General features: G+C 35.4%; 21 protein-coding genes. 14 read left to right on the top strand and 7 right to left on the bottom strand.

The window, feature by feature from the left end; genetic code table 11:
• Window positions 1-42: 42 nt before the first annotated feature.
• Window positions 43-171 carry a GapA-binding peptide SR1P gene (locus tag BGI23_RS19005; protein WP_000536793.1) on the top strand — a complete coding sequence of 43 codons (129 nt, stop codon included), beginning with the start codon at window positions 43-45 and terminating at the stop codon, window positions 169-171.
• 34 nt (window positions 172-205) lie between these two features.
• Here the strand turns inward: BGI23_RS19005 and BGI23_RS19000 are convergent, their stop codons facing one another.
• The gene (locus tag BGI23_RS19000; RefSeq protein WP_000635349.1) at window positions 206-1,036 is read right to left on the bottom strand and encodes a protein-glutamine gamma-glutamyltransferase; all 831 of its coding nucleotides are present in this window, start codon (window positions 1,034-1,036) and stop codon (window positions 206-208) included.
• Window positions 1,037-1,111: 75 nt separating this feature from the next.
• Window positions 1,112-2,584, bottom strand: coding sequence for an arginine decarboxylase (gene speA / locus BGI23_RS18995; RefSeq protein WP_000084888.1), 1,473 nt, complete (start codon window positions 2,582-2,584; stop codon window positions 1,112-1,114).
• A gap of 365 nt (window positions 2,585-2,949) precedes the next feature.
• On the opposite strand from speA, the gene BGI23_RS18990 reads away from it, so the two are divergent.
• Complete coding sequence (locus BGI23_RS18990) at window positions 2,950-3,219, top strand: UPF0223 family protein (protein WP_000456550.1); 270 nt, start codon at window positions 2,950-2,952, stop codon at window positions 3,217-3,219.
• Between the two features lie 82 nt (window positions 3,220-3,301).
• On the opposite strand, the gene BGI23_RS18985 is transcribed toward BGI23_RS18990, so the two are convergent.
• Window positions 3,302-3,928: a YktB family protein gene (locus BGI23_RS18985; RefSeq protein WP_000175082.1), complete on the bottom strand. Its 627-nt coding sequence runs from the start codon at window positions 3,926-3,928 to the stop codon at window positions 3,302-3,304.
• Window positions 3,929-4,134: 206 nt separating this feature from the next.
• Between BGI23_RS18985 and BGI23_RS18980 the strand changes: the two genes are divergently transcribed.
• Together BGI23_RS18980 and BGI23_RS18975 are read left to right on the top strand one after the other, a co-directional pair.
• A complete protein-coding gene (locus BGI23_RS18980; protein WP_001250164.1) occupies window positions 4,135-4,323 on the top strand; it encodes a hypothetical protein in 189 nt (62 codons plus the stop codon).
• An 88-nt stretch (window positions 4,324-4,411) separates the two neighbouring features.
• The gene (locus BGI23_RS18975; protein WP_070806764.1) at window positions 4,412-5,212 is read left to right on the top strand and encodes an inositol monophosphatase family protein; all 801 of its coding nucleotides are present in this window, start codon (window positions 4,412-4,414) and stop codon (window positions 5,210-5,212) included.
• A 104-nt stretch (window positions 5,213-5,316) separates the two neighbouring features.
• Here BGI23_RS18975 and BGI23_RS18970 read toward each other — a convergent pair whose 3' ends face one another.
• Window positions 5,317-5,496, bottom strand: a complete 180-nt coding sequence (locus BGI23_RS18970) for a DUF5325 family protein (RefSeq protein WP_000400127.1) — start codon at window positions 5,494-5,496, stop codon at window positions 5,317-5,319.
• Between the two features lie 140 nt (window positions 5,497-5,636).
• Between BGI23_RS18970 and typA the strand changes: the two genes are divergently transcribed.
• The 3 genes from typA (at window position 5,637) to BGI23_RS18955 (ending at window position 8,229) form a co-directional block, all read left to right on the top strand.
• A complete protein-coding gene (typA, locus tag BGI23_RS18965) occupies window positions 5,637-7,481 on the top strand; it encodes a translational GTPase TypA (RefSeq protein WP_000914763.1) in 1,845 nt (614 codons plus the stop codon).
• A gap of 157 nt (window positions 7,482-7,638) precedes the next feature.
• Window positions 7,639-7,941, top strand: a complete 303-nt coding sequence (locus BGI23_RS18960) for a YlaH-like family protein (protein WP_000893666.1) — start codon at window positions 7,639-7,641, stop codon at window positions 7,939-7,941.
• A 12-nt stretch (window positions 7,942-7,953) separates the two neighbouring features.
• Window positions 7,954-8,229 carry a hypothetical protein gene (locus BGI23_RS18955; RefSeq protein WP_001258148.1) on the top strand — a complete coding sequence of 92 codons (276 nt, stop codon included), beginning with the start codon at window positions 7,954-7,956 and terminating at the stop codon, window positions 8,227-8,229.
• A gap of 37 nt (window positions 8,230-8,266) precedes the next feature.
• Here BGI23_RS18955 and BGI23_RS18950 read toward each other — a convergent pair whose 3' ends face one another.
• The gene (locus BGI23_RS18950; protein ID WP_001995040.1) at window positions 8,267-8,467 is read right to left on the bottom strand and encodes a YlaI family protein; all 201 of its coding nucleotides are present in this window, start codon (window positions 8,465-8,467) and stop codon (window positions 8,267-8,269) included.
• A 145-nt stretch (window positions 8,468-8,612) separates the two neighbouring features.
• Between BGI23_RS18950 and BGI23_RS18945 the strand changes: the two genes are divergently transcribed.
• Both BGI23_RS18945 and BGI23_RS18940 read left to right on the top strand, forming a co-directional pair.
• Entirely contained in the window at window positions 8,613-9,068 is a 456-nt protein-coding gene (locus tag BGI23_RS18945; protein ID WP_000024590.1) for a pyridoxamine 5'-phosphate oxidase family protein, read from the top strand.
• A gap of 246 nt (window positions 9,069-9,314) precedes the next feature.
• A complete protein-coding gene (locus BGI23_RS18940; RefSeq protein ID WP_000358084.1) occupies window positions 9,315-10,643 on the top strand; it encodes a PhoH family protein in 1,329 nt (442 codons plus the stop codon).
• A gap of 31 nt (window positions 10,644-10,674) precedes the next feature.
• On the opposite strand, the gene BGI23_RS18935 is transcribed toward BGI23_RS18940, so the two are convergent.
• On the bottom strand, window positions 10,675-11,172 hold the full coding sequence (locus tag BGI23_RS18935) for a molybdopterin-binding protein (protein WP_001289788.1): 498 nt from the start codon (window positions 11,170-11,172) through the stop codon (window positions 10,675-10,677).
• Between the two features lie 150 nt (window positions 11,173-11,322).
• Here BGI23_RS18935 and BGI23_RS18930 point away from each other — a divergent pair, with 150 nt between their 5' ends.
• From BGI23_RS18930 to pyc, 3 genes are all read left to right on the top strand, one after another.
• Window positions 11,323-11,610: an Fpa/YlaN family protein gene (locus BGI23_RS18930; protein ID WP_000135695.1), complete on the top strand. Its 288-nt coding sequence runs from the start codon at window positions 11,323-11,325 to the stop codon at window positions 11,608-11,610.
• A gap of 125 nt (window positions 11,611-11,735) precedes the next feature.
• The gene (gene ftsW / locus BGI23_RS18925) at window positions 11,736-12,917 is read left to right on the top strand and encodes a putative lipid II flippase FtsW (RefSeq protein WP_000832780.1); all 1,182 of its coding nucleotides are present in this window, start codon (window positions 11,736-11,738) and stop codon (window positions 12,915-12,917) included.
• A gap of 334 nt (window positions 12,918-13,251) precedes the next feature.
• On the top strand, window positions 13,252-16,698 hold the full coding sequence (pyc, locus tag BGI23_RS18920; protein ID WP_070806763.1) for a pyruvate carboxylase: 3,447 nt from the start codon (window positions 13,252-13,254) through the stop codon (window positions 16,696-16,698).
• A 78-nt stretch (window positions 16,699-16,776) separates the two neighbouring features.
• Here pyc and ctaA read toward each other — a convergent pair whose 3' ends face one another.
• Complete coding sequence (gene ctaA / locus BGI23_RS18915) at window positions 16,777-17,712, bottom strand: heme A synthase (protein WP_001188736.1); 936 nt, start codon at window positions 17,710-17,712, stop codon at window positions 16,777-16,779.
• 498 nt (window positions 17,713-18,210) lie between these two features.
• On the opposite strand from ctaA, the gene ctaB reads away from it, so the two are divergent.
• Window positions 18,211-19,134: a protoheme IX farnesyltransferase gene (gene ctaB / locus BGI23_RS18910; protein WP_001015058.1), complete on the top strand. Its 924-nt coding sequence runs from the start codon at window positions 18,211-18,213 to the stop codon at window positions 19,132-19,134.
• A gap of 93 nt (window positions 19,135-19,227) precedes the next feature.
• Entirely contained in the window at window positions 19,228-20,277 is a 1,050-nt protein-coding gene (coxB, locus tag BGI23_RS18905) for a cytochrome c oxidase subunit II (RefSeq protein ID WP_000745271.1), read from the top strand.
• Window positions 20,278-20,281 lie beyond the last annotated feature (4 nt).

Genomic DNA, 20,281 nt, shown 5'->3' with positions numbered 1-20,281 from the left:
TAAATAAATAGATTACTATTAAAACTCAGGGGGAAATGAAAAATGGGAACAATCGTATGCCAAGTATGTGAAGGAACAATCGGACATTTTGAAGATGAAAAATCAACAGTACTATACGGGAAATGTGGATCTCATTGCGACTGTGACCATAAAGAACATTCAAAAGCTTAAATAAAAAAAGCGCCTACATATGTAGGTGCTTTTTTTAATAAACTGTAGTTGTGTTGCCAACTGTTGCAACAATTGCATCATCTCTAATCGGAATAAATCCTATGGATGTCTGTGGTGTGCTAGGAGAAGCGTGGTAGCTCATAAGACGGCTATCGATACGGGTAATAGTATCGGTTAAGAAAGCGGAAATAAAAGCGTAAGGGACTCGTCGTTCATTTAACGCGTATATAATTTCTTCTTTTGTTTTTACACCTACGCCATGCCCATAAAAAAAGAAATTTCCTAGATAGATTGTATTTTCTCCTTGCCACTCGATTGTAGCTGGGTTCACTTGTGGATTTTTAAAGTAAACGAGATCACCTGGGACAAGATCGCCACCCGTCTTTGTTATGAGCTTTAAATCTTGATCGTAGTCCCACGTATAAAGTAAAAGGTTTGCAAAGAGACGGTTGAAGGTTTCTTCGTCATACAATGATAGTAAAGCTTTGTAAAAAATAATAATCATTGCGGTGGCACATTCAGTTCCATATAGTTTTCCGTTTTTGAAAATATCTTGTATGGCAATGGAAGGGGGTATGTTTGGAAGGAGCTCGAATCCTCCAAGGGACGTTCTTTTCCAATACTGAGGGTTGCAAAAAGATTGTTGAAATGTGCGAAACTGAAATCCACTTTGAAAAAGTTCTAATGCAGAAGTAATAATATTAACGCGCAAGTTTAAATCAAAGCTGAGTTCATCAGATGTTCGGAAGGAATAGATTTCTTGATTTCCTGCCATGATAGATAAAATTTGTTGTTTCTCATTTGCAAATGGCTCATATTCATTTGTGATATAAGGATGTACAATAGAACGGCCTATTACAATCATAATAGTATCCCCACCTATACGTTACATTACATAATATCGTATGATAAAAGGCCAAAAGGGTGAAAGAAAAGCCTATCAACTGATAGGCTTGTACTCTTTAATCACGCGTAATGTTTGTAATGTCATATCTTCAGGACCTTGTACAGGTAAACCTGCTTCTAAGTTTTTACGAATATACTCTAAGTTATCTTGTGTAATAATTTCCCCCGGAGTAAAGATTGGAATCCCTGGCGGATAAACCATAACGAAATCAGCTATAATACGACCTGCTGCATTTTCAAATGGGATGACTTCTGTTTCCGAATAAAAAGCATCTCGAGGAGAAAGTGCTAAAACAGGTATTTCTGGAATTTCTACTTGCACTTGAACACCTTTATCAGCTTTATTTTTAAATGTTGCTGATAAATCTTGTAATGCTGCAATAAGTGTATTTGTCTCACTTTCTGTATCCCCAAAAGTGACAAGACATAGTATGTTGTATAAATCTGAGAGCTCTACTTCAATGTTATATTGCTCTCTAAGCCATACTTCAGCCTGATGGCCTGTAATACCTAAATCTTTTACAGATACAATTATCTTTGTAGGATCATAGTTAAAAGTAGCATCCGTACCTAGCATTTCTTTCCCTGGACAGTAAAGATGTTCGATATCATTTATAGCATCACGAACTTGTTCCGCTAATTGTATTGTTTGTTCTATGAGTACCGTTCCTTCTGTAGCAAGACGTTTTCTAGCGACATCTAGGGAGGCTAACAAGATGTAAGACGTTGATGTAGTCGTAAGCATGCTAATAATAGATTGAACATGTTTTACGTTCACAAGGCCTTCTTTTACATTAAGAATAGAACTTTGCGTTAAAGACCCACCTAATTTGTGAACACTTGTTGCTGCCATATCTGCACCGGCTTGCATCGCTGACATCGGCAGTTCATCGTGAAAATGAATATGAACACCATGAGCCTCATCAACGAGTACAGGGATATCGTAAGAATGTGCTAATTGTACAATCTGTTCTAAGTCCGCAGCAAAGCCAAAGTATGTTGGGTTAATAACAAGTAGGCCTTTCGCATCTGAGTGCTCTTCAAGTGCCTTTTTGACAGATTGAATTGTGATTCCATGTGAAATACCAAGTTTTGGATCAATTTCAGGATGCATGAAAATAGGTTTTGCACCTGAGAAAATAATAGCTGACATTACTGATTTATGCACGTTTCGTGGTACTAGTATTTTGTCACCAGGACCGCAAACGCTCATCACCATTGTCATAATTGCGCCACTTGTACCTTGAATAGAAAAGAAAGTATGATCCGCACCAAATGCAGCGGCTGCTAAATCCTGTGCTTCTTTAATCATACCTTTTGGATGATGTAAATCATCGAGCGGCGCAATATTAATTAAATCAATTGCTAATGCATTATGCCCAATAAATTCGCGAAATTCAGGATCCATGCCCTGTCCTTTTTTATGCCCTGGAATATGGAATTGAATTGGATTTCGCTTACTGTGCTCAACTAAAGCGGTAAACAATGGTGTTTCGTATTGGGACAATCTATACACCCCTTCTTTTTTTAATATTTATTAGAGTTTGTTTTATATAATCTTGTTCTAAAAAAGTTACGTTCTTTTTTAGAATGAGACTTGTTTTTCTGCCATTCACAAAAGCTTTTTTGAGATGGGAGCTTCACTTTATTTTCTATAAAACAAAAGCATTATATCACCAATAATTATAGATGTATAGAAAAAAATATTTTTACAGTGCGTATGTTAAATAGTTATTTCCAATTAACTTATAGAGGAAGACAATTCCTTCATAAGGAATAAATAGTGTATAATGCAAAGTGGCTATAGTGAAGAGGAAAAAAAAACTTAAGATAGCATATTGAAATAAGAAGAAATGATAAATGAGGTGCAAAATGGAATATCAATATCCGTTAGATTATGATTGGTCAAATGAGGAAATGGTTACAATTGTGAAGTTTTATGAAGCGATTGAGAAAGCATATGAAAAAGGAATTATAAGAGAAGAATTAATGGGGTTATATCGTCGTTTTAAAGAGATTGTTCCATCGAAAGCAGAAGAAAAGAAAATTGATAAAGAGTTTCAAGAAGTAAGTGGATATTCTATATACCGTGCGATTCAGAAGGCTAAAGAAATTGAAGAAGAAAAGCTTGTGAAAATGTAAAAAAATATTTTGAAAAATAAAAACTGAAGTGATATAATGTGATAACAACTAAAAACGGACAATATAAATTGTCCGTTTTCTACTATCGATTACAAAGTGCATATAAAGGAAGGAGTGATTGCATCGTAGATTCAATCTTAGCAAGGAATTGTTCGTTGGTCATTGCTGAAAACTCCTCTGGTGATATATGAATACCAACTAATAATTCTGCTTTTTTTACAGTAGCTAGACGTTCAATCATCTTTTGTAAATCATTTGTTTCAAGTGTTTTATGTAATTTTACACTTGGTTTAGTATGGTCAATGGACCAAACGAAGTCATTTGGAATATTTGTTTTTAAATCATTTATATGTTCTAAGAAGGCGTGAGCCGTCTCCACTTTTTGTGGACACTCATAGATTAAACCAAAGTATATGAAGGCATGAGTACCCCATAATCCAATTTGGAAATGTGGTAGCATTTTATATCCGCGTTTATTTGTTGAAAAAGCAACCCAAGTATCGTTCGGTGGATTGACTTTGCGACGTGCGTGTTTTGCTACATGATAAAAAAAGTTCTCATCAGTTTGTTTGGATAAATAAGCTGCAAACTGTTCCCCTAAAGCTTCTAGCTTAGGATGAATGTTCGTTTTAATTGCACTCATTCGTTCTTCGAGACCATCAACTGTAAAGACCTCAAAATCAGTTGATTTGAATGTTTGTAGTGTCATGATTGTTCCTCCAACTCCTATTTTGCTTTTATTTTAGCATAGCTTGTACTATTCATAAAAAAAACAGCACAAAAAAATTTAAATAAAAAAATATAATTTTGTTGCATAGATGATTTATCCAACATAGTATAGTATAAAACAAAAAATCAGAAAATTGAATCAATTCTAGTCCGAGGGCAGACGAATATTGGGAGGAGGCAAATAATATGAGACAGGTGATTAATGCGTTAAAGAGAACAGATGCTGAAAAGAGAATACCGGTGCTACGTTTGGAGCTAGATTATGAATTAGCAACTTTATATGATGCGATGATGGAAGATGATAAACAGAAAAAAGAAGAGTGTGTACAAAAGTTAGAAGTGTTAAGACTTGAAATGATTCGTTTAGAAGCGTAATAATAGTATATGTATAAAAAATTAGTTGGTGCGAACCTTATAAAGGGTTCGTTTTTTCTGTGAACAGTATAGATCGGAGTGTTTAAACATGCAAGAAGTATGGAAAGACATCGATGCACACGCCAAACAGTGGATTCGGGATGCGGGAGAGCATTTAATGGCATCAATGAAAAAAGCACTTATTATAGAAACAAAATCAAATGCAGCTGATTTAGTAACAAATATGGACCGAGAAATAGAACAGTTTTTAATTGGGAAAATTAAAGAAACATTCCCACATCATCAAATTTTAGGTGAAGAGGGCTATGGAGACGAGGTAACTTCTTCTGACGGGGTTGTTTGGTTAATTGATCCAATTGACGGCACGATGAACTTTGTTCACCAAAAAAGAAATTTTGCAATTTCAATTGGAATTTATGAGAACGGTATCGGAAAGATTGGACTTATTTATGATCCAGTTCATGATGAATTATATCATGCGTTAAAAGGGGCTGGAGCATTTTGTAATGAAGTACCGATACCTTTATTAGAAAAAGGTACTGTAGAGCAAGGTATTGTAGCTTTAAATGCGATATGGCTTACCGACAATCCATTGCTTAATATGGAAAGTATGATGGCACTTGTTAAGAAAGCAAGAGGTACGAGATCATATGGCTGTGCAGCATTAGAGATGGTATACGTTGCAACTGGAAGAATCGATGCATATGTAACGCCTAGATTATCACCATGGGACTTTGGTGGGGGACAGATAATTGTAGAGGAAGTTGGAGGCAAGGTAACAACATTCTCCGGAGTGCCACTTTCTATCGTAGAGAAGAGTAGCGTATTAGTTGCGAAGCCAGGGGTGTATGAAGAAGTGTTATCGTTTATCCCGATTGGTGAGGGCTGATAATCAGTGGGGGATGAAGAAAAACCCCACTGATTAAAGTTTCACTTTATATCCAAGTAACAAAAAAAGTAAGAGGCTGTATACAGGCTTCTTACTTTTTGACGTTATTGCGATTTACGCATTTTTCTTTTTGTTACAAAACCGTATCCAACTGTAACAAATGTGCCGATAATGCAAATAATAATACCGATTGGACTATTTTCAGCAATCATAATGCCGATACCAATTAAGAAAATAACACCGATAATTGCAGTTAACAAAAAGCGATATTGAATGTGTTCCATTTCTTCACCCTCCAATCTCATTTTACTTTCACAAAAGTAAGAATACAACTATATTTTCATTCTTGATTTTATTTTAATTGCTATTGTATCCCCTTCGCTCTTATAATAGAGAAGGATTAAAAAGACATTAGGAGTTGGACATGTTGAAAAAACGACAAGATTTACGTAATATAGCAATTATTGCCCACGTTGACCATGGTAAAACAACACTTGTTGACCAGTTATTACGTCAAGCGGGGACTTTCCGTGCGAACGAACACGTTGAAGAGCGCGCAATGGATTCAAATGATCTAGAAAGAGAGCGCGGTATTACAATTTTAGCGAAAAATACTGCGATTCACTATGAAGATAAAAGAATTAACATTTTAGATACACCAGGTCACGCTGACTTCGGTGGAGAAGTAGAACGTATTATGAAAATGGTTGATGGTGTTTTACTTGTTGTTGATGCATATGAAGGTTGTATGCCACAAACACGATTTGTTTTAAAGAAAGCTCTTGAGCAAAACTTAACTCCAATCGTAGTAGTAAACAAAATTGACCGTGACTTCGCTCGCCCTGATGAAGTAGTTGATGAAGTAATCGACTTATTCATCGAACTTGGTGCAAACGAAGATCAATTAGAGTTCCCAGTTGTATTTGCATCAGCAATGAACGGAACAGCAAGCTTAGATTCAAACCCAGCAAATCAAGAAGAGAATATGAAATCATTATTTGATACAATTATTGAACATATTCCTGCACCAATTGATAACAGCGAAGAGCCACTTCAATTCCAAGTAGCACTTCTTGATTACAACGACTATGTTGGACGTATTGGAGTTGGACGCGTATTCCGCGGTACAATGAAGGTTGGACAACAAGTTGCTTTAATGAAAGTAGACGGAAGCGTAAAACAATTCCGCGTAACAAAATTATTTGGTTACATGGGATTAAAACGTCAAGAAATTGAAGAAGCAAAAGCTGGAGACTTAGTAGCTGTTTCTGGTATGGAAGACATTAACGTTGGTGAAACAGTATGTCCAGTTGAACATCAAGATGCGTTACCATTATTACGTATTGATGAGCCAACACTACAAATGACGTTCCTTGTAAATAACAGTCCATTTGCAGGTCGTGAAGGTAAATACATTACATCTCGTAAAATTGAAGAGCGTCTTCGTTCACAATTAGAAACAGATGTAAGTTTACGTGTAGATAATACAGAGTCTCCTGATGCATGGATCGTATCTGGACGTGGGGAACTACATTTATCTATCTTAATTGAAAACATGCGTCGTGAAGGTTATGAACTACAAGTATCTAAGCCAGAAGTAATTATTAAAGAAGTTGATGGCGTAAGATGTGAGCCTGTAGAGCGTGTACAAATCGATGTACCTGAAGAATACACTGGTTCTATTATGGAATCTATGGGTGCACGTAAAGGTGAAATGTTAGATATGGTGAATAACGGAAACGGTCAAGTTCGCCTTACTTTCATGGTTCCAGCACGTGGTTTAATTGGTTACACAACAGAATTCTTAACATTAACTCGTGGTTACGGTATTTTAAACCATACATTCGATTGCTACCAACCAGTACACGCTGGACAAGTTGGTGGACGTCGTCAAGGTGTTCTAGTTTCACTTGAAACAGGAAAAGCATCACAATACGGTATTATGCAAGTTGAAGATCGTGGTGTAATCTTCGTTGAACCAGGTACAGAAGTATATGCTGGTATGATTGTCGGAGAACACACTCGTGAGAATGACTTAACAGTTAACGTTGTGAAAATGAAACAACAAACTAACATTCGTTCTGCGACGAAAGATCAAACTTCAACAATGAAAAAACCACGCTTAATGACTTTAGAAGAATCATTAGAGTACTTAAACGATGACGAGTTCTGTGAAGTAACTCCAGAATCAATTCGTTTACGTAAAAAGATTCTTGATAAGAGCGAACGTGAAAGAGCTGCTAAGAAAAAGAAATCTGTAGAAGCGTAAAATAGTAAAACAGCTACCTTTAATTAAGGTAGCTGTTTTTTTATGTTTATTTTTTAGAATATTTACTCTTTTTGTGGACAGTATTTTTTTCACAGGTTACTCTTGTATTAAGTACATAAAGAAAAATGGTTTGATTTATGAGGAAGGGGGATAAATGGTGTTAGAAAGAATGTCGTTTTTTGCGAAGTTATGTAAAGTTGATGAAAATCCAGAGCTAGGGATGTGGTTACTGTATGGCGTCATTATTATATTAAGTGCACTTGTGTATAATTTAGGTTTTGCAAGAAAACTATCTATAATAAAAAATATAGTGATATATATATCGTTAGCGATTGGGTGTACAGTGTTAACTTTCTTTGCAGTTTTCTTACCTGTTGGAGAGGGGCTTGTTGTAGCAGCAATTGTACTTGGGATTTATAGGTTGCGATTACGTCAAGCAAGACAACAAAAAGCAGGATGAGGGGGGAGTTTTATGCGTTCCGTACAAGATGCGTTATATAATTGGTTAACAATTAAAACAGTTGCCGAAGCACGTCCGGATGATAGTGCTGCAAAAGAAACGTATTTGTTATTTCAAAATATGATATATGAAGAACATAAATTGAGAAATGTGGAAGTTAAGAAGAACGAGGAAATGTATTTAGTTACATATGAAATAAATGGAGAAAGAAAATCTGCAAGGTTTCCATTAGAAGCTATTGATTGTTTTTTGGATCAAATGAATCGCGAACCTGAAAAATATAAATAAGTCCTTTATCAATATTGATAAAGGACTTATTTATATTTTACCAATCGTCTTCGACTTTTTTATCACGATATAATCGGAAATTACCACTTGCATGACGTTCCATCGTACGTTCAGCAATTCGTTCCGAACATTCCATGCACATATATGTATGAATAGGGCGATTACGCAGTTTTTTTGCCATAGGATTTTCATCATCTAACATATCTTTTTTATCACAAATCATACATTTGACTCTCATTTCGTCACCTCAATACGAATTCTATCAGTATAAGTATATCATGGAAGTGTAATGTTTTTGAATAATAGTGGGAAAAAATAATATTTTCGCAATTCAAAAAATAGGTTATGATAAGGATATATGAAGTATATTTGGAGGTGGAAATATGGCGAATGTAGTAGAGCCCACATTAACAGATGATTTAGTACAAACGTTACGTAAAGAGTGTATTGTTATGGTAGCAACAACAGATTTTGAAAAACAAGTTCCTAACGTAAGTGCTATTTCTTGGGTGTATGCAGTGAGTAAAACTAGTATTCGATTTGCAGTAGATCAACGTTCACGTATTGTGGAAAATATAAGACATAGTACTGGAGTGGTATTGACTATAATGGCGAATGAATCCGTATTTTCCATAAGTGGTGTAGGTGAAATTTTGACTGATAGAATGGAAGACATTCCTCTAAAATTAACTGTAATAGAAGTAAATGTACAAGAAGTACGTGATGTTATGTTTTATGGTGCAAAACTTGCAATTGAGCCAACATATGAAAAAACGTATGATCTTCGTGCAGCTAAAAAGCTCGATAACCAAGTGTTAGCAGGAATGAAAGAATTATAAATGTGATAAATAAGAAAGTCAGTTATTAACTTTTGTAATTACTTATTGTGATTTTAGGTTAATAATTATAATTAAAAGTAATATATTGAATAGAAATGAATAAAAAATAAATAAAAGGTTTAATGGCTATAAATTTCGATTCTACCTCGTTTATACGGTACATATAATTATAACAATGGTTCGTCCATATTTTATGGATGAAACCCTTGTTCTACAAATTTAAAAGTGGAGTCAGGGGGTAACAGGTTGGATAAAATTTATGTGTTAGATACGAATGTACTTTTGCAGGATCCTTTATCTATTTTTTCATTTGAAACCAATGAAGTAGTGATTCCAGCAGTTGTATTAGAAGAGGTTGATTCGAAAAAACGTTATATGGATGAAGTAGGACGAAACGCTCGTTATGTATCTAAGTTAATAGACAAATTTCGTGAAATAGGAAAACTGCATGAAAGTATTCCGCTAGAAAACGGCGGTACATTTCGTATTGAATTAAATCATCGTTCGTTTGTCCAACTACAAGATATTTTTGTAGAAAAAACAAATGATAATCGAATTTTAGCTGTAGCAAAAAATCTATCTTTAGAAGAACAAGAAAAAGAGGACGGGAAGTCTGTTATTTTAGTAAGTAAAGACGTGCTCGTAAGGGTAAAAGCAGATGCAATAGGTTTAAAGGCGGAAGATTATTTAAGTGATCGGGTTATTGAAGTGGAAAATATATATTCAGGATTTTTAGAAGGATATATATCAAAAGAACAATTGGATTATTTTTATGAAAAAGGCGAATTGCCTTTATCCGAAATTGCAAATCATCCTTTTTATCCAAATCAGTTTGTAGTAATGAAAGATGCGTTAGGTGGATCTAGTTCAGCACTAGGTATTGTGGATCATTTAGGTAAGAAGGTAAAGAAACTTATTTTTCCCAATGAACAAGTATGGGGAATACGACCACGAAATGTGCAGCAAATTATGGGATTAGAATTGTTGCTTCGTGAAGATATTCCACTAGTTACGCTAACAGGGAAAGCTGGTACAGGAAAGACATTACTAGCTTTAGCTTCGGGGCTCATGCAAACGGAAGATTTAGGGTTATATAAAAAACTACTCGTTGCACGGCCAATTGTTCCAGTTGGGAAAGATATCGGTTATTTACCGGGAGAAAAAGAAGAAAAGTTAAGACCGTGGATGCAACCGATTTTTGATAATCTAGAGTATTTATTTAATACGAAAAAACCAGGAGAGTTAGATGCTATTTTAGCTGGAATGGGTTCGATAGAAGTAGAAGCTCTTACGTATATACGCGGGAGAAGTATTCCAGATCAATTCATTATAATTGACGAAGCACAAAATTTAACGAAGCATGAAGTGAAAACGATACTAACGAGGGTAGGAGAAAAAAGTAAAATCGTATTAATGGGAGATCCTCAGCAAATTGATCATCCGTATTTGGATGAATATAATAACGGTTTAACATACGTTGTAGAGAAGTTTAAAGAGCAACGTATTAGTGGTCATGTAAAGTTTGTTAAAGGGGAGCGATCTAATTTAGCTCAACTAGCCGCAGATTTACTATAAAAAGGAGTGAGCAAAAGCTCACTCCTTTTCTTTAAATAATTGTAAATTTGCGGATGTTACGGATTGGATTTTGTCTATTAGATCCATCATTGTAATATAAATGAACAGGTCCATCTTCTTTTAATGGTTTTCCTTCTTTTGAAAAACCAAGAATAGCATGTTTGACAGTTTCTAATGGAAGCGTTATTGTATCATCTACTGTTTCGATCTCGACTTGCGTAGCGTCATCTGAAATTTCGGCATTAGCAAGAAAAGGTTGAAATGGTATACCAAACGTTCCAGTAATTAGCTGTTCTTTTTTAAATTTCTTTACACTTTGTTGTATCGGCGGGAAAGCAGCACCATCACGGATTTCGCGATCCCAATGTTCCGAAGTGTTTTTTAAATAAGCTTCTAGTTCTGAAGTGTTTTCTCTCGTTTCATCAAAGTAAGTTGTCAAATCTACTTTTCGATCATCAAAGATCCAAACGGTTGGATCGATAGTGATTGGAAAACGAACTTTTCCATTAATAAATAAAATTTCGCTCATTGTTGTTCCCCCATTTGTGTTATACTCCCACTTTTCAGTATAATAGTATTAGACACTATTGTCACAAAAAATGTTTCTATTGCAATTTATTAAAACTATCGCTAATATTAATAGATAGGAGAGAGTAGGACGGAAACGGAGGGAATCAATTTGGCGTCTGAGACAGTATCAAATCATCAGGAAAAGGCACTAGCCCTTCTACAAGCGGATGCGGAGAAGATTTTAAGACTTATTAAGGTGCAAATGGACCATCTTACAATGCCGCAATGTCCATTATATGAAGAAGTGTTAGACACACAAATGTTTGGACTATCCCGCGAAGTCGATTTTGCAGTTCGCCTTGGTCTTATTGCAGAAGAACAAGGGAAAGCAATGTTAGGAGAGCTTGAACGTGAGTTATCTGCACTTCATGAAGCATTTACAAACAAACAACAATAACGGGTTCAAATAAGGGGGCTCAAACTGAAAAAGTTTGAGCTTTTTATTTGTATAATAAAGCAGGAAGAACCAATGTACATATGGAATACAACAATAATTAAATTGAAACAGAGAGAGGAAATGAAATGAAAAGAGTATGGAAATCAATGGATTATTCATTATTACTTCCTCTTGTTATCTTATGTGTGCTGGGAGTTATAATGGTATATAGTTCTAGTTCCATTGTTGCGATTTCATCGAAATATAACTGGCCGGCAGATCACTTTTTTAAAAAACAATTAGTTTCTCTTGCTATTGGAACGGTAATGCTAGTGATTGTCGCTGTAGTACCTTACAAATTTTGGAGGAAGAAAATAGTTCTTGCAGCTATGGGGTTAGGGGGGATTGGCTTATTAACAGCAGCCTTCCTTTTCGGTAAGGTAATCAATGGTGCAAAAGGATGGATACTAGGTATACAACCAGCTGAGTTTGTAAAAATAGCAGTAATTATTACGTTAGCAAGTTTTTTTGCTAAGAAACAAGAGAGGCAAACCCCTTTTTTACAAGGGATAATCCCCCCCTTATTTGTGGTGGGTGGATCGATGGTATTAATTTTATTACAAAATGACTTAGGGACTGACATATTAATAGGTGGAACAGTGTTAATTATGTTCTTCTGTTCAGGAGTTAATGTTAACCTGTGGATAAAAAGGTTTATATTAACATCTATCGTATGGGTTCCTGCATTGTATTTTATTGGGAATTATAAATTGAATAATTACCAAAAAGCCCGATTTTCAGTTTTTCTTGACCCGTTTAACGATCCTCAAAATGATGGATTCCAATTAGTTAATTCATTTATTGGAATTGCCTCAGGTGGGTTAAATGGTAGAGGATTAGGGAATAGTATACAAAAGTATGGCTACTTACCAGAGCCGCAAACGGATTTTATTATGGCAATTATATCTGAAGAACTAGGTTTTATAGGTGTAGCTATCATTTTAATCTGTTTATTACTTATTATTATTCGTTCGTTTAGGGTAGCACAAAAATGTAAAGATCCATTTGGTAGTTTAATTGCAATCGGAATTGCAAGTTTAATTGGCATACAAACTTTTGTTAATGTTGGTGGTATGTCTGGATTAATCCCGCTTACAGGCGTACCTTTACCGTTTATTAGTTATGGTGGTAGTTCTTTATTGGCTAATTTAATTGCGATGGGTATATTGTTGAATATTGCTAGTTATGTGAAACGACAAGAAAAAGAGCAAAATACGATAATGAAAGAAAGAGAACAAGATGGACCACGTCTTGTAGTTGTAAAATAAAAAACACATTGTGCTTTAGAGCGCGATGTGTTTTTTTATTTTTAAGACAAGTTAAATGTGATGTATTAATTGACTTTAATATCAAAAGATATATCACATTTAATTTAATGTGATATACAATTAAGTTGTTAGAAAAGGAAGAGGTATGCTATACTATTTTTGTGAGACAAATTGCTCAGAAAACTTATCATTTGTTAAAAAATAAGGTATGATGGATAAAAATAAAGTGAAGCTTTCTAAGTATAATATAATGTAGAAAGTGAAGAACTTCACGCTCTTTATGGTGTGTATATATTTTATCTCTAGAGTGGTAGGAAAGTAGAGGGGGAAAATCATGACAAAGCTGCAACGTATTCAAAAAGTATTGGTAGCTAACCGTGGAGAGATTGCAATTCGTGTGTTTCGAGCTTGTTCGGAACTGGGATTAAAAACAGTTGCAATCTATTCTAAAGAGGATAGTGGTTCTTATCATCGTTATAAAGCCGATGAATCCTATTTAGTTGGGGAAGGAAAAAAGCCAATTGATGCTTATCTAGATATTGAGGGCATTATTGAGATTGCGAAAAGTAATCATGTAGATGCAATCCACCCTGGATATGGTTTCTTGTCAGAAAATATTCAATTCGCAAAACGTTGTGAAGAAGAAGGAATTATCTTTATCGGTCCAAAAAGTAAGCATTTAGATATGTTTGGAGATAAAGTAAAAGCAAGAACACAAGCGCAGCTAGCACAAATTCCAGTTATTCCTGGTAGTGATGGGCCAGTAGATTCATTAGAAGAAGTCGAAAAATTTGCTGAAAAGTATGATTACCCGATTATTATTAAAGCTTCCCTTGGCGGGGGCGGTCGTGGTATGCGTATTGTACGTACTAGTGAAGAATTAAGAGAATCGTATAATCGAGCAAAGTCAGAAGCAAAAGCAGCCTTTGGTAATGATGAAGTATACGTAGAAAAATTCGTTGAAAAACCTAAACATATAGAAGTTCAAATTTTAGCAGATGAAGAGGGCAATGTTGTTCATTTATACGAGCGAGACTGTTCTGTACAACGTCGTCATCAAAAAGTAGTAGAAATTGCACCTAGTGTGTCGCTTTCAGATGATTTGCGTCAGCGTATTTGTGATGCTGCTGTGAAATTAACGAAAAATGTAAATTATTTAAACGCAGGAACAGTTGAATTTCTTGTAAAAGATGATAATTTCTATTTCATTGAAGTGAATCCGCGTGTTCAAGTAGAACATACAATTACAGAAATGATTACAGGAGTCGATATCGTTCAATCACAAATTTTAATAGCTGATGGACATGCATTACATAGTAAAATGGTGGGTGTTCCAAAGCAAGAGGAAGTTGTTGTACATGGATTTGCAATACAATCTCGAGTAACGACTGAGGATCCACTAAATAATTTCATGCCGGATACAGGAAAAATTATGGCATATCGATCAGGTGGTGGCTTTGGAGTTCGTCTTGATACAGGTAATAGTTTCCAAGGTGCTGTTATTACACCGTACTATGATTCTTTACTTGTAAAAGTTACAACATGGGCGCTTACTTTTGAACAAGCTGCTGCAAAAATGGAACGTAACTTAAAAGAATTCCGTATCCGTGGTATTAAAACGAATATTCCATTCCTAGAGAATGTAGTAAAACATAAAAACTTCTTATCAGGGGAATATGACACTTCATTTATTGATGCGTCACCTGAACTATTCTTGTTCTCGAAACGTAAAGACCGAGGAACGAAAATGTTAAATTACATCGGGACAGTAACAGTAAATGGCTTCCCAGGAGTAGGGAAAAAAGAGAAACCAATTTTCCCAGATGCTCGTATACCGAATGTATTACACTCAGAGCCAATCAAAAATGGAACGAAACAAATTTTGGATGAGCGTGGAGCAGACGGATTAGTAAAATGGGTACAAGATCAAAAACGTGTACTTTTAACGGATACAACATTCCGTGATGCGCATCAGTCATTACTTGCAACGCGTATTCGCACAAAAGATTTACACCAAATTGCAGAGCCGACAGCGAGAATGTTACCGAACTTATTCTCAGCAGAAATGTGGGGCGGTGCAACGTTTGATGTTGCATATCGTTTCTTAAAAGAAGATCCGTGGGAACGATTACTAGATCTTCGTGAAAAAATGCCAAATGTTTTATTCCAAATGTTACTTCGTTCTTCAAATGCGGTTGGTTACAAAAACTATCCGGATAATTTAATTCAAAAGTTTGTGGAGTGTTCTGCCCAAGCTGGAATTGATGTGTTCCGTATTTTTGATAGCTTAAACTGGGTAGAAGGTATGAGAGTTGCGATTGATGCTGTACGAGATACTGGTAAAATTGCAGAAGCAACGATGTGTTACACAGGGGATATTCATGATCCACTGCGTAGTAAATATGATTTAAATTACTATAAAAATTTAGCAAAAGAATTAGAAGCATCAGGAGCTCACATTTTAGGTATTAAAGATATGGCGGGCTTACTAAAACCAAATGCAGCATATGATTTAGTTTCAGCATTAAAAGAGACGGTATCGATTCCGATTCACCTGCACACACACGATACGAGTGGAAATGGTATATTAACGTATACGAAGGCAATTGAAGCAGGTGTTGACATTGTCGATGTAGCAGTAAGTTCTATGGCTGGTCAAACGTCACAACCAAGTGCGAACACGCTATACTATGCGTTAGGTGGAAACGAAAGACAGCCAGATGTTAATATAGATTCATTAGAAAAATTATCTCATTACTGGGAAGATGTACGTAAATACTACGCACCGTTTGAAAGTGGTATGAATGCTCCTCATACAGAGGTATATATGCACGAAATGCCAGGCGGACAGTATAGTAATTTACAACAACAAGCGAAAGCGGTTGGCTTAGGCGATCGTTTCGATGAAGTGAAAGTAATGTACCGCCGTGTGAATGACATGTTTGGTGATATTGTTAAAGTAACACCATCATCTAAAGTTGTTGGTGATATGGCATTATTCATGGTTCAAAATCACTTAACAGAACAAGATGTTTTAGAGCGTGGACATTCTATGGACTTCCCAGGATCTGTTGTTGAAATGTTCTCTGGAGATTTAGGACAACCATATGGTGGTTTCCCGAAAAAGTTACAAGAAATTATTTTAAAAGGGAAAGAACCATTAACAGTAAGACCAGGTGAATTATTAGAACCAGTAGATTTCGACGCGTTAAAAGAAGAGCTATTCCATAAACTTGGACGCGAAGTGACGATGTTTGATGTAGTTGCATATGCATTATATCCAAAAGTATTTATGGATTACGAAAAAGTTGCTGAGATTTATGGAAATGTATCTGTGCTTGATACACCGACATTTTTCTATGGTATGAGACTTGGTGAAGAAATCGATGTGGAAATTGAACAAGGTAAAACATTGATGGTTAAACTAGTATCAATTGGAGAGCCTCAGCCGGATGGAAATCGTGTGCTTTACTTGGAGTTTAACGGTCAACCACGTGAGATTGTTGTGAAAGACGAAAGTGTGAAAGCGACAGTTGCACAACGTGTGAAAGGAAACCGTGAAAATCCAAACCACATTAGCGCAACAATGCCAGGAACGGTTATTAAAGTAGTTGTAAAAGAAGGCGATGAAGTGAAAAAAGGCGAATCTATGGCAATTACAGAAGCGATGAAAATGGAAACGACAGTTCAAGCGCCGTTTAATGGTAAAGTGAAAAAAGTATATGTTAGCGATGGAGATGCAATTCAAACGGGTGACTTACTCATTGAATTAGATCACTAAAATAAAAAAGAGTTGTGGAAACACAGCTCTTTTTTATTACGAAAAAATACCTTGCCAATTCGGGCAAGGTATTTTCATTTATTTTGTTTGTTTAGAAATTGATGCAGCTTCTTTTGCATTCACTTTACTTCTTGTACCTAACATAACTAAATAGCATAGTACAGCAAACAAGCAAGAAATGAATAGGGAATGTAATAATGCCATTGATAAACTAGCATTTGTAAATACGACTAAAATTCCTACGATAGCTTGAAGTGTAACAAGGATAAATGAGATGATCCATCCCCAGTATACGACAGGCTGCTGTTTGTAATGGCGGATAGCGAGAATCATCGCGTATAGTATCCAAGCGAAAATTAACATCGCTGCAACTCTATGTCCCATTTGAACCCATTCATGTAATTGAGTTGGCATAGGTCTATTTTTGCTACATAAAGGAAAGTCTGGACAGGCTAAGCTAGCTCGTTCGTGACGTACTAAAGCCCCTGTGTAGACGACAATATAACTGTAAATTGTTACACCATAAATATGAAATTTCATTTTTTTGTCCATAATAAGTGAACGTGCATCAAATTTTTGGTCAATTTCAAAGATAAGACACGTTAATAAAATGACAGAAGCAAATGAAATTAAGGAAATACCGAAATGGATAGCAAGTACAGCTGGCATTTGCCCCCAAACAACCGCTGCGGCTCCCATTAATGCTTGTGCAACTAAAAATACGAAGGATAAAATTGCTAACGTTTTTGTTTCGCGCACATGTTTATAATATTTCCAGGACAAAATACAAAGGAGAGTAACAAGAATTCCTGCTGATCCTGATGTAAGGCGATGACTTAGTTCAATAATAGTTTCCATTGATAAATTAGATGGAACAAATTCACCGTTACAAAGTGGCCATGATTTACCGCATCCTTGGCCAGAGCCTGTTTTTGTAACTAAGGCGCCTCCTAATAAAACTATTAATAAATCAAGACTCGTAATGACTGCTAACCATTTAATAAAGCGTTGCAATCTCTTTCACCATCTTTCTGCTATGAAGTTATTGCGAAATATTTTCATTCCATTATGTATAGAATAAAACGCGCTAGTTCCTATGATATATAAAAAATAATAAAATAGCAAAGAAATGGAGGGGGAAGACAGGGAAGAGAAAACGGGTGTGGAAATAAGGTTTATAAGGAAATTTTTAGGTGAAAAATAGGCTATTTTGAAAAGAAATGGGGAGAATACGTGTTAAATATGACAAAAAAGTTTATTATAGAAGGTAACATCATGTTATGATATGGATAAGTAACAATTAAGTTTTTTATGTTCGACACAAAAAGTTCATGTTTTCTTCACAAAATGTTCGGGAAATATGATTTAATATATTGGAGTATGGGCGTAGATTAGTAGTAGAATGGGTTAACAATGTTTCTACTGTAATAATATTGCTATATAGAAGCGAAATATTTCAATTTGAAATAGGCGCAAAAAGAAAGATGAAAGTTTTAAGAGGGGGTTAAAGTGATGAACCATGCAACAAGTGAGCTGCATGATGAGTCTGCTGTTACAAGCGTACCGGAAACAACTCGGTTACAAGATTTAAAAGCGCTCGTTAAAATGGGGATTGTAAATTCAAATACACTTACTGTATTTACAGGATTTTGGTTGGCATTACACTTTAATGGATTAAGTGTAATGGACAATCTGGATAAGTTATTCTTTACAATCGTTGGTTCTGGATTAGTTATGGCAGGGGTATGTTGTTTAAACAACTACATTGATCGAGACATCGATCCATTAATGGAAAGAACAAAGACCCGTCCAACGGTTACTGGAAAGTATAAACCAGGATTTGCACTTACATTTGGACTAGTTATATTACTTCTTGGTTTTGTATTTTTATTATTAACAACACCAATGGCAGTCTTAATGGGATTTATTGGTGCTTTCACATATGTTGTTCTATATAGTTTATGGACAAAGAGAAAGTATACACTAAATACTGTTGTAGGTAGTATATCTGGTGCAGTTCCACCTTTAATTGGATGGGCAGCAATCGATCCATCTTTAGGCCATCCAATTGCTTGGATGTTATTTTTAATTATGTTTATTTGGCAAATCCCACATTTCCTTGCATTAGCAATGAAACGTGTTGATGAATATCGAAACGCAGGAATTCCAATGCTTCCTGTAGTTCATGGATTTGAAATTACGAAACGCCAAATTATGATTTGGACAGTATGTTTATTACCACTACCATTTTATATGAGTGGACTAGGGATAACATTTATGGTAATTGCAACACTGCTTAACATCGGATGGATCGTTTTAGGTTTTTATGGCTTCCGTAAGAAAGATGACATCAAATGGTCTGTGCAAATGTTTGTTTATTCCCTAAATTATTTAACAATCTTATTTGTATCAATGATTGTAGTTACATTCTTCTAAGACAACGACATAATTGGATTTCTTTACGTTGAGATTTACTTTACTTAACTATAAAGTACAATCTAATTCACAAGGAAAGTGGGGGTTGTTTGTATGAAGAAACAGTGGCGACTGCTTTCGTTCGTTTCACTGCTGGCTTTACTGTTAGGGGGATGCGGTAAAGCCTTTCAATCTACTTTAATTCCGCAAGGAGAAGTAGCAAAAATGCAATATGATCTGCTCTTACTAGCAAGTGCGATCATGGTAGGAGTAGTACTAGTAGTTACTATTATTTTCTTATATGTAATTGTGCGTTTCCGACAAAAGAAAGGTCAGGAAGATTATATTCCGGAGCAAGTTGAAGGGAATCACAAACTAGAAATTATATGGACAGTTATTCCGATTATTCTTTTGCTAATCTTAGCTGTTCCGACGGTTACATATACATTCAAACTTGCTGATGTAAGTGCGATGGAGAAAAAGAATATTGATAAAGATACTATCGTTGTTGATGTAACAGCGAATCTTTATTGGTGGGAATTTTCTTATAAATCAGAAAAGATAGTAACTTCTCAAGATTTAGTCATCCCCACAGGTAAGAAAGTGTATTTGAATTTGAAGGGTGCCGATATTAAACATTCGTTTTGGGTTCCATCTTTAGCTGGGAAAATGGATACAAATACAGATAATGTGAACAAAATGTGGTTAAAGGCAGATAAATCGGGCACTTATAATGGTTTTTGTACAGAATTTTGCGGCCCATCACATTCTTTAATGCAATTCAAAGTGAAAGCTTTAGATGAAAGCGAGTACAAAAAGTGGCTTGCTGATATGAAGAAAATTGATGGGAAGAAAGAAGTAGCTTCAACAAAGGCGCAAGAAGGCCAAGAAATATTTAATAAAAGCTGTATTGGTTGTCACGCAGTTGGATCTAATGATAGTAGACCACCTTCCGCTCGTATCGCACCAAACTTAGCAAACTTTGCGGATCGCGATACAGTTGCCGGCATTGCTGAAAACAATGAAGAAAACTTAAAAAAATGGCTGAAAGATCCTGAAAATATGAAACCAGGAAATAAAATGACTGGTAAATATGGCAACTTAACAGACGATCAAATTGATGCATTAAATGCATACTTACAAACGTTAAAAGTTGAAAAGTAAAGAG

The sequence above is a fragment of the Bacillus sp. ABP14 genome (assembly GCF_001831375.1).
Lineage (GTDB): Bacteria > Bacillota > Bacilli > Bacillales > Bacillaceae_G > Bacillus_A > Bacillus_A paranthracis.
Note: the sequence above shows the minus strand (reverse complement) of the source record. Positions and strands in the feature narration are given on the sequence as shown.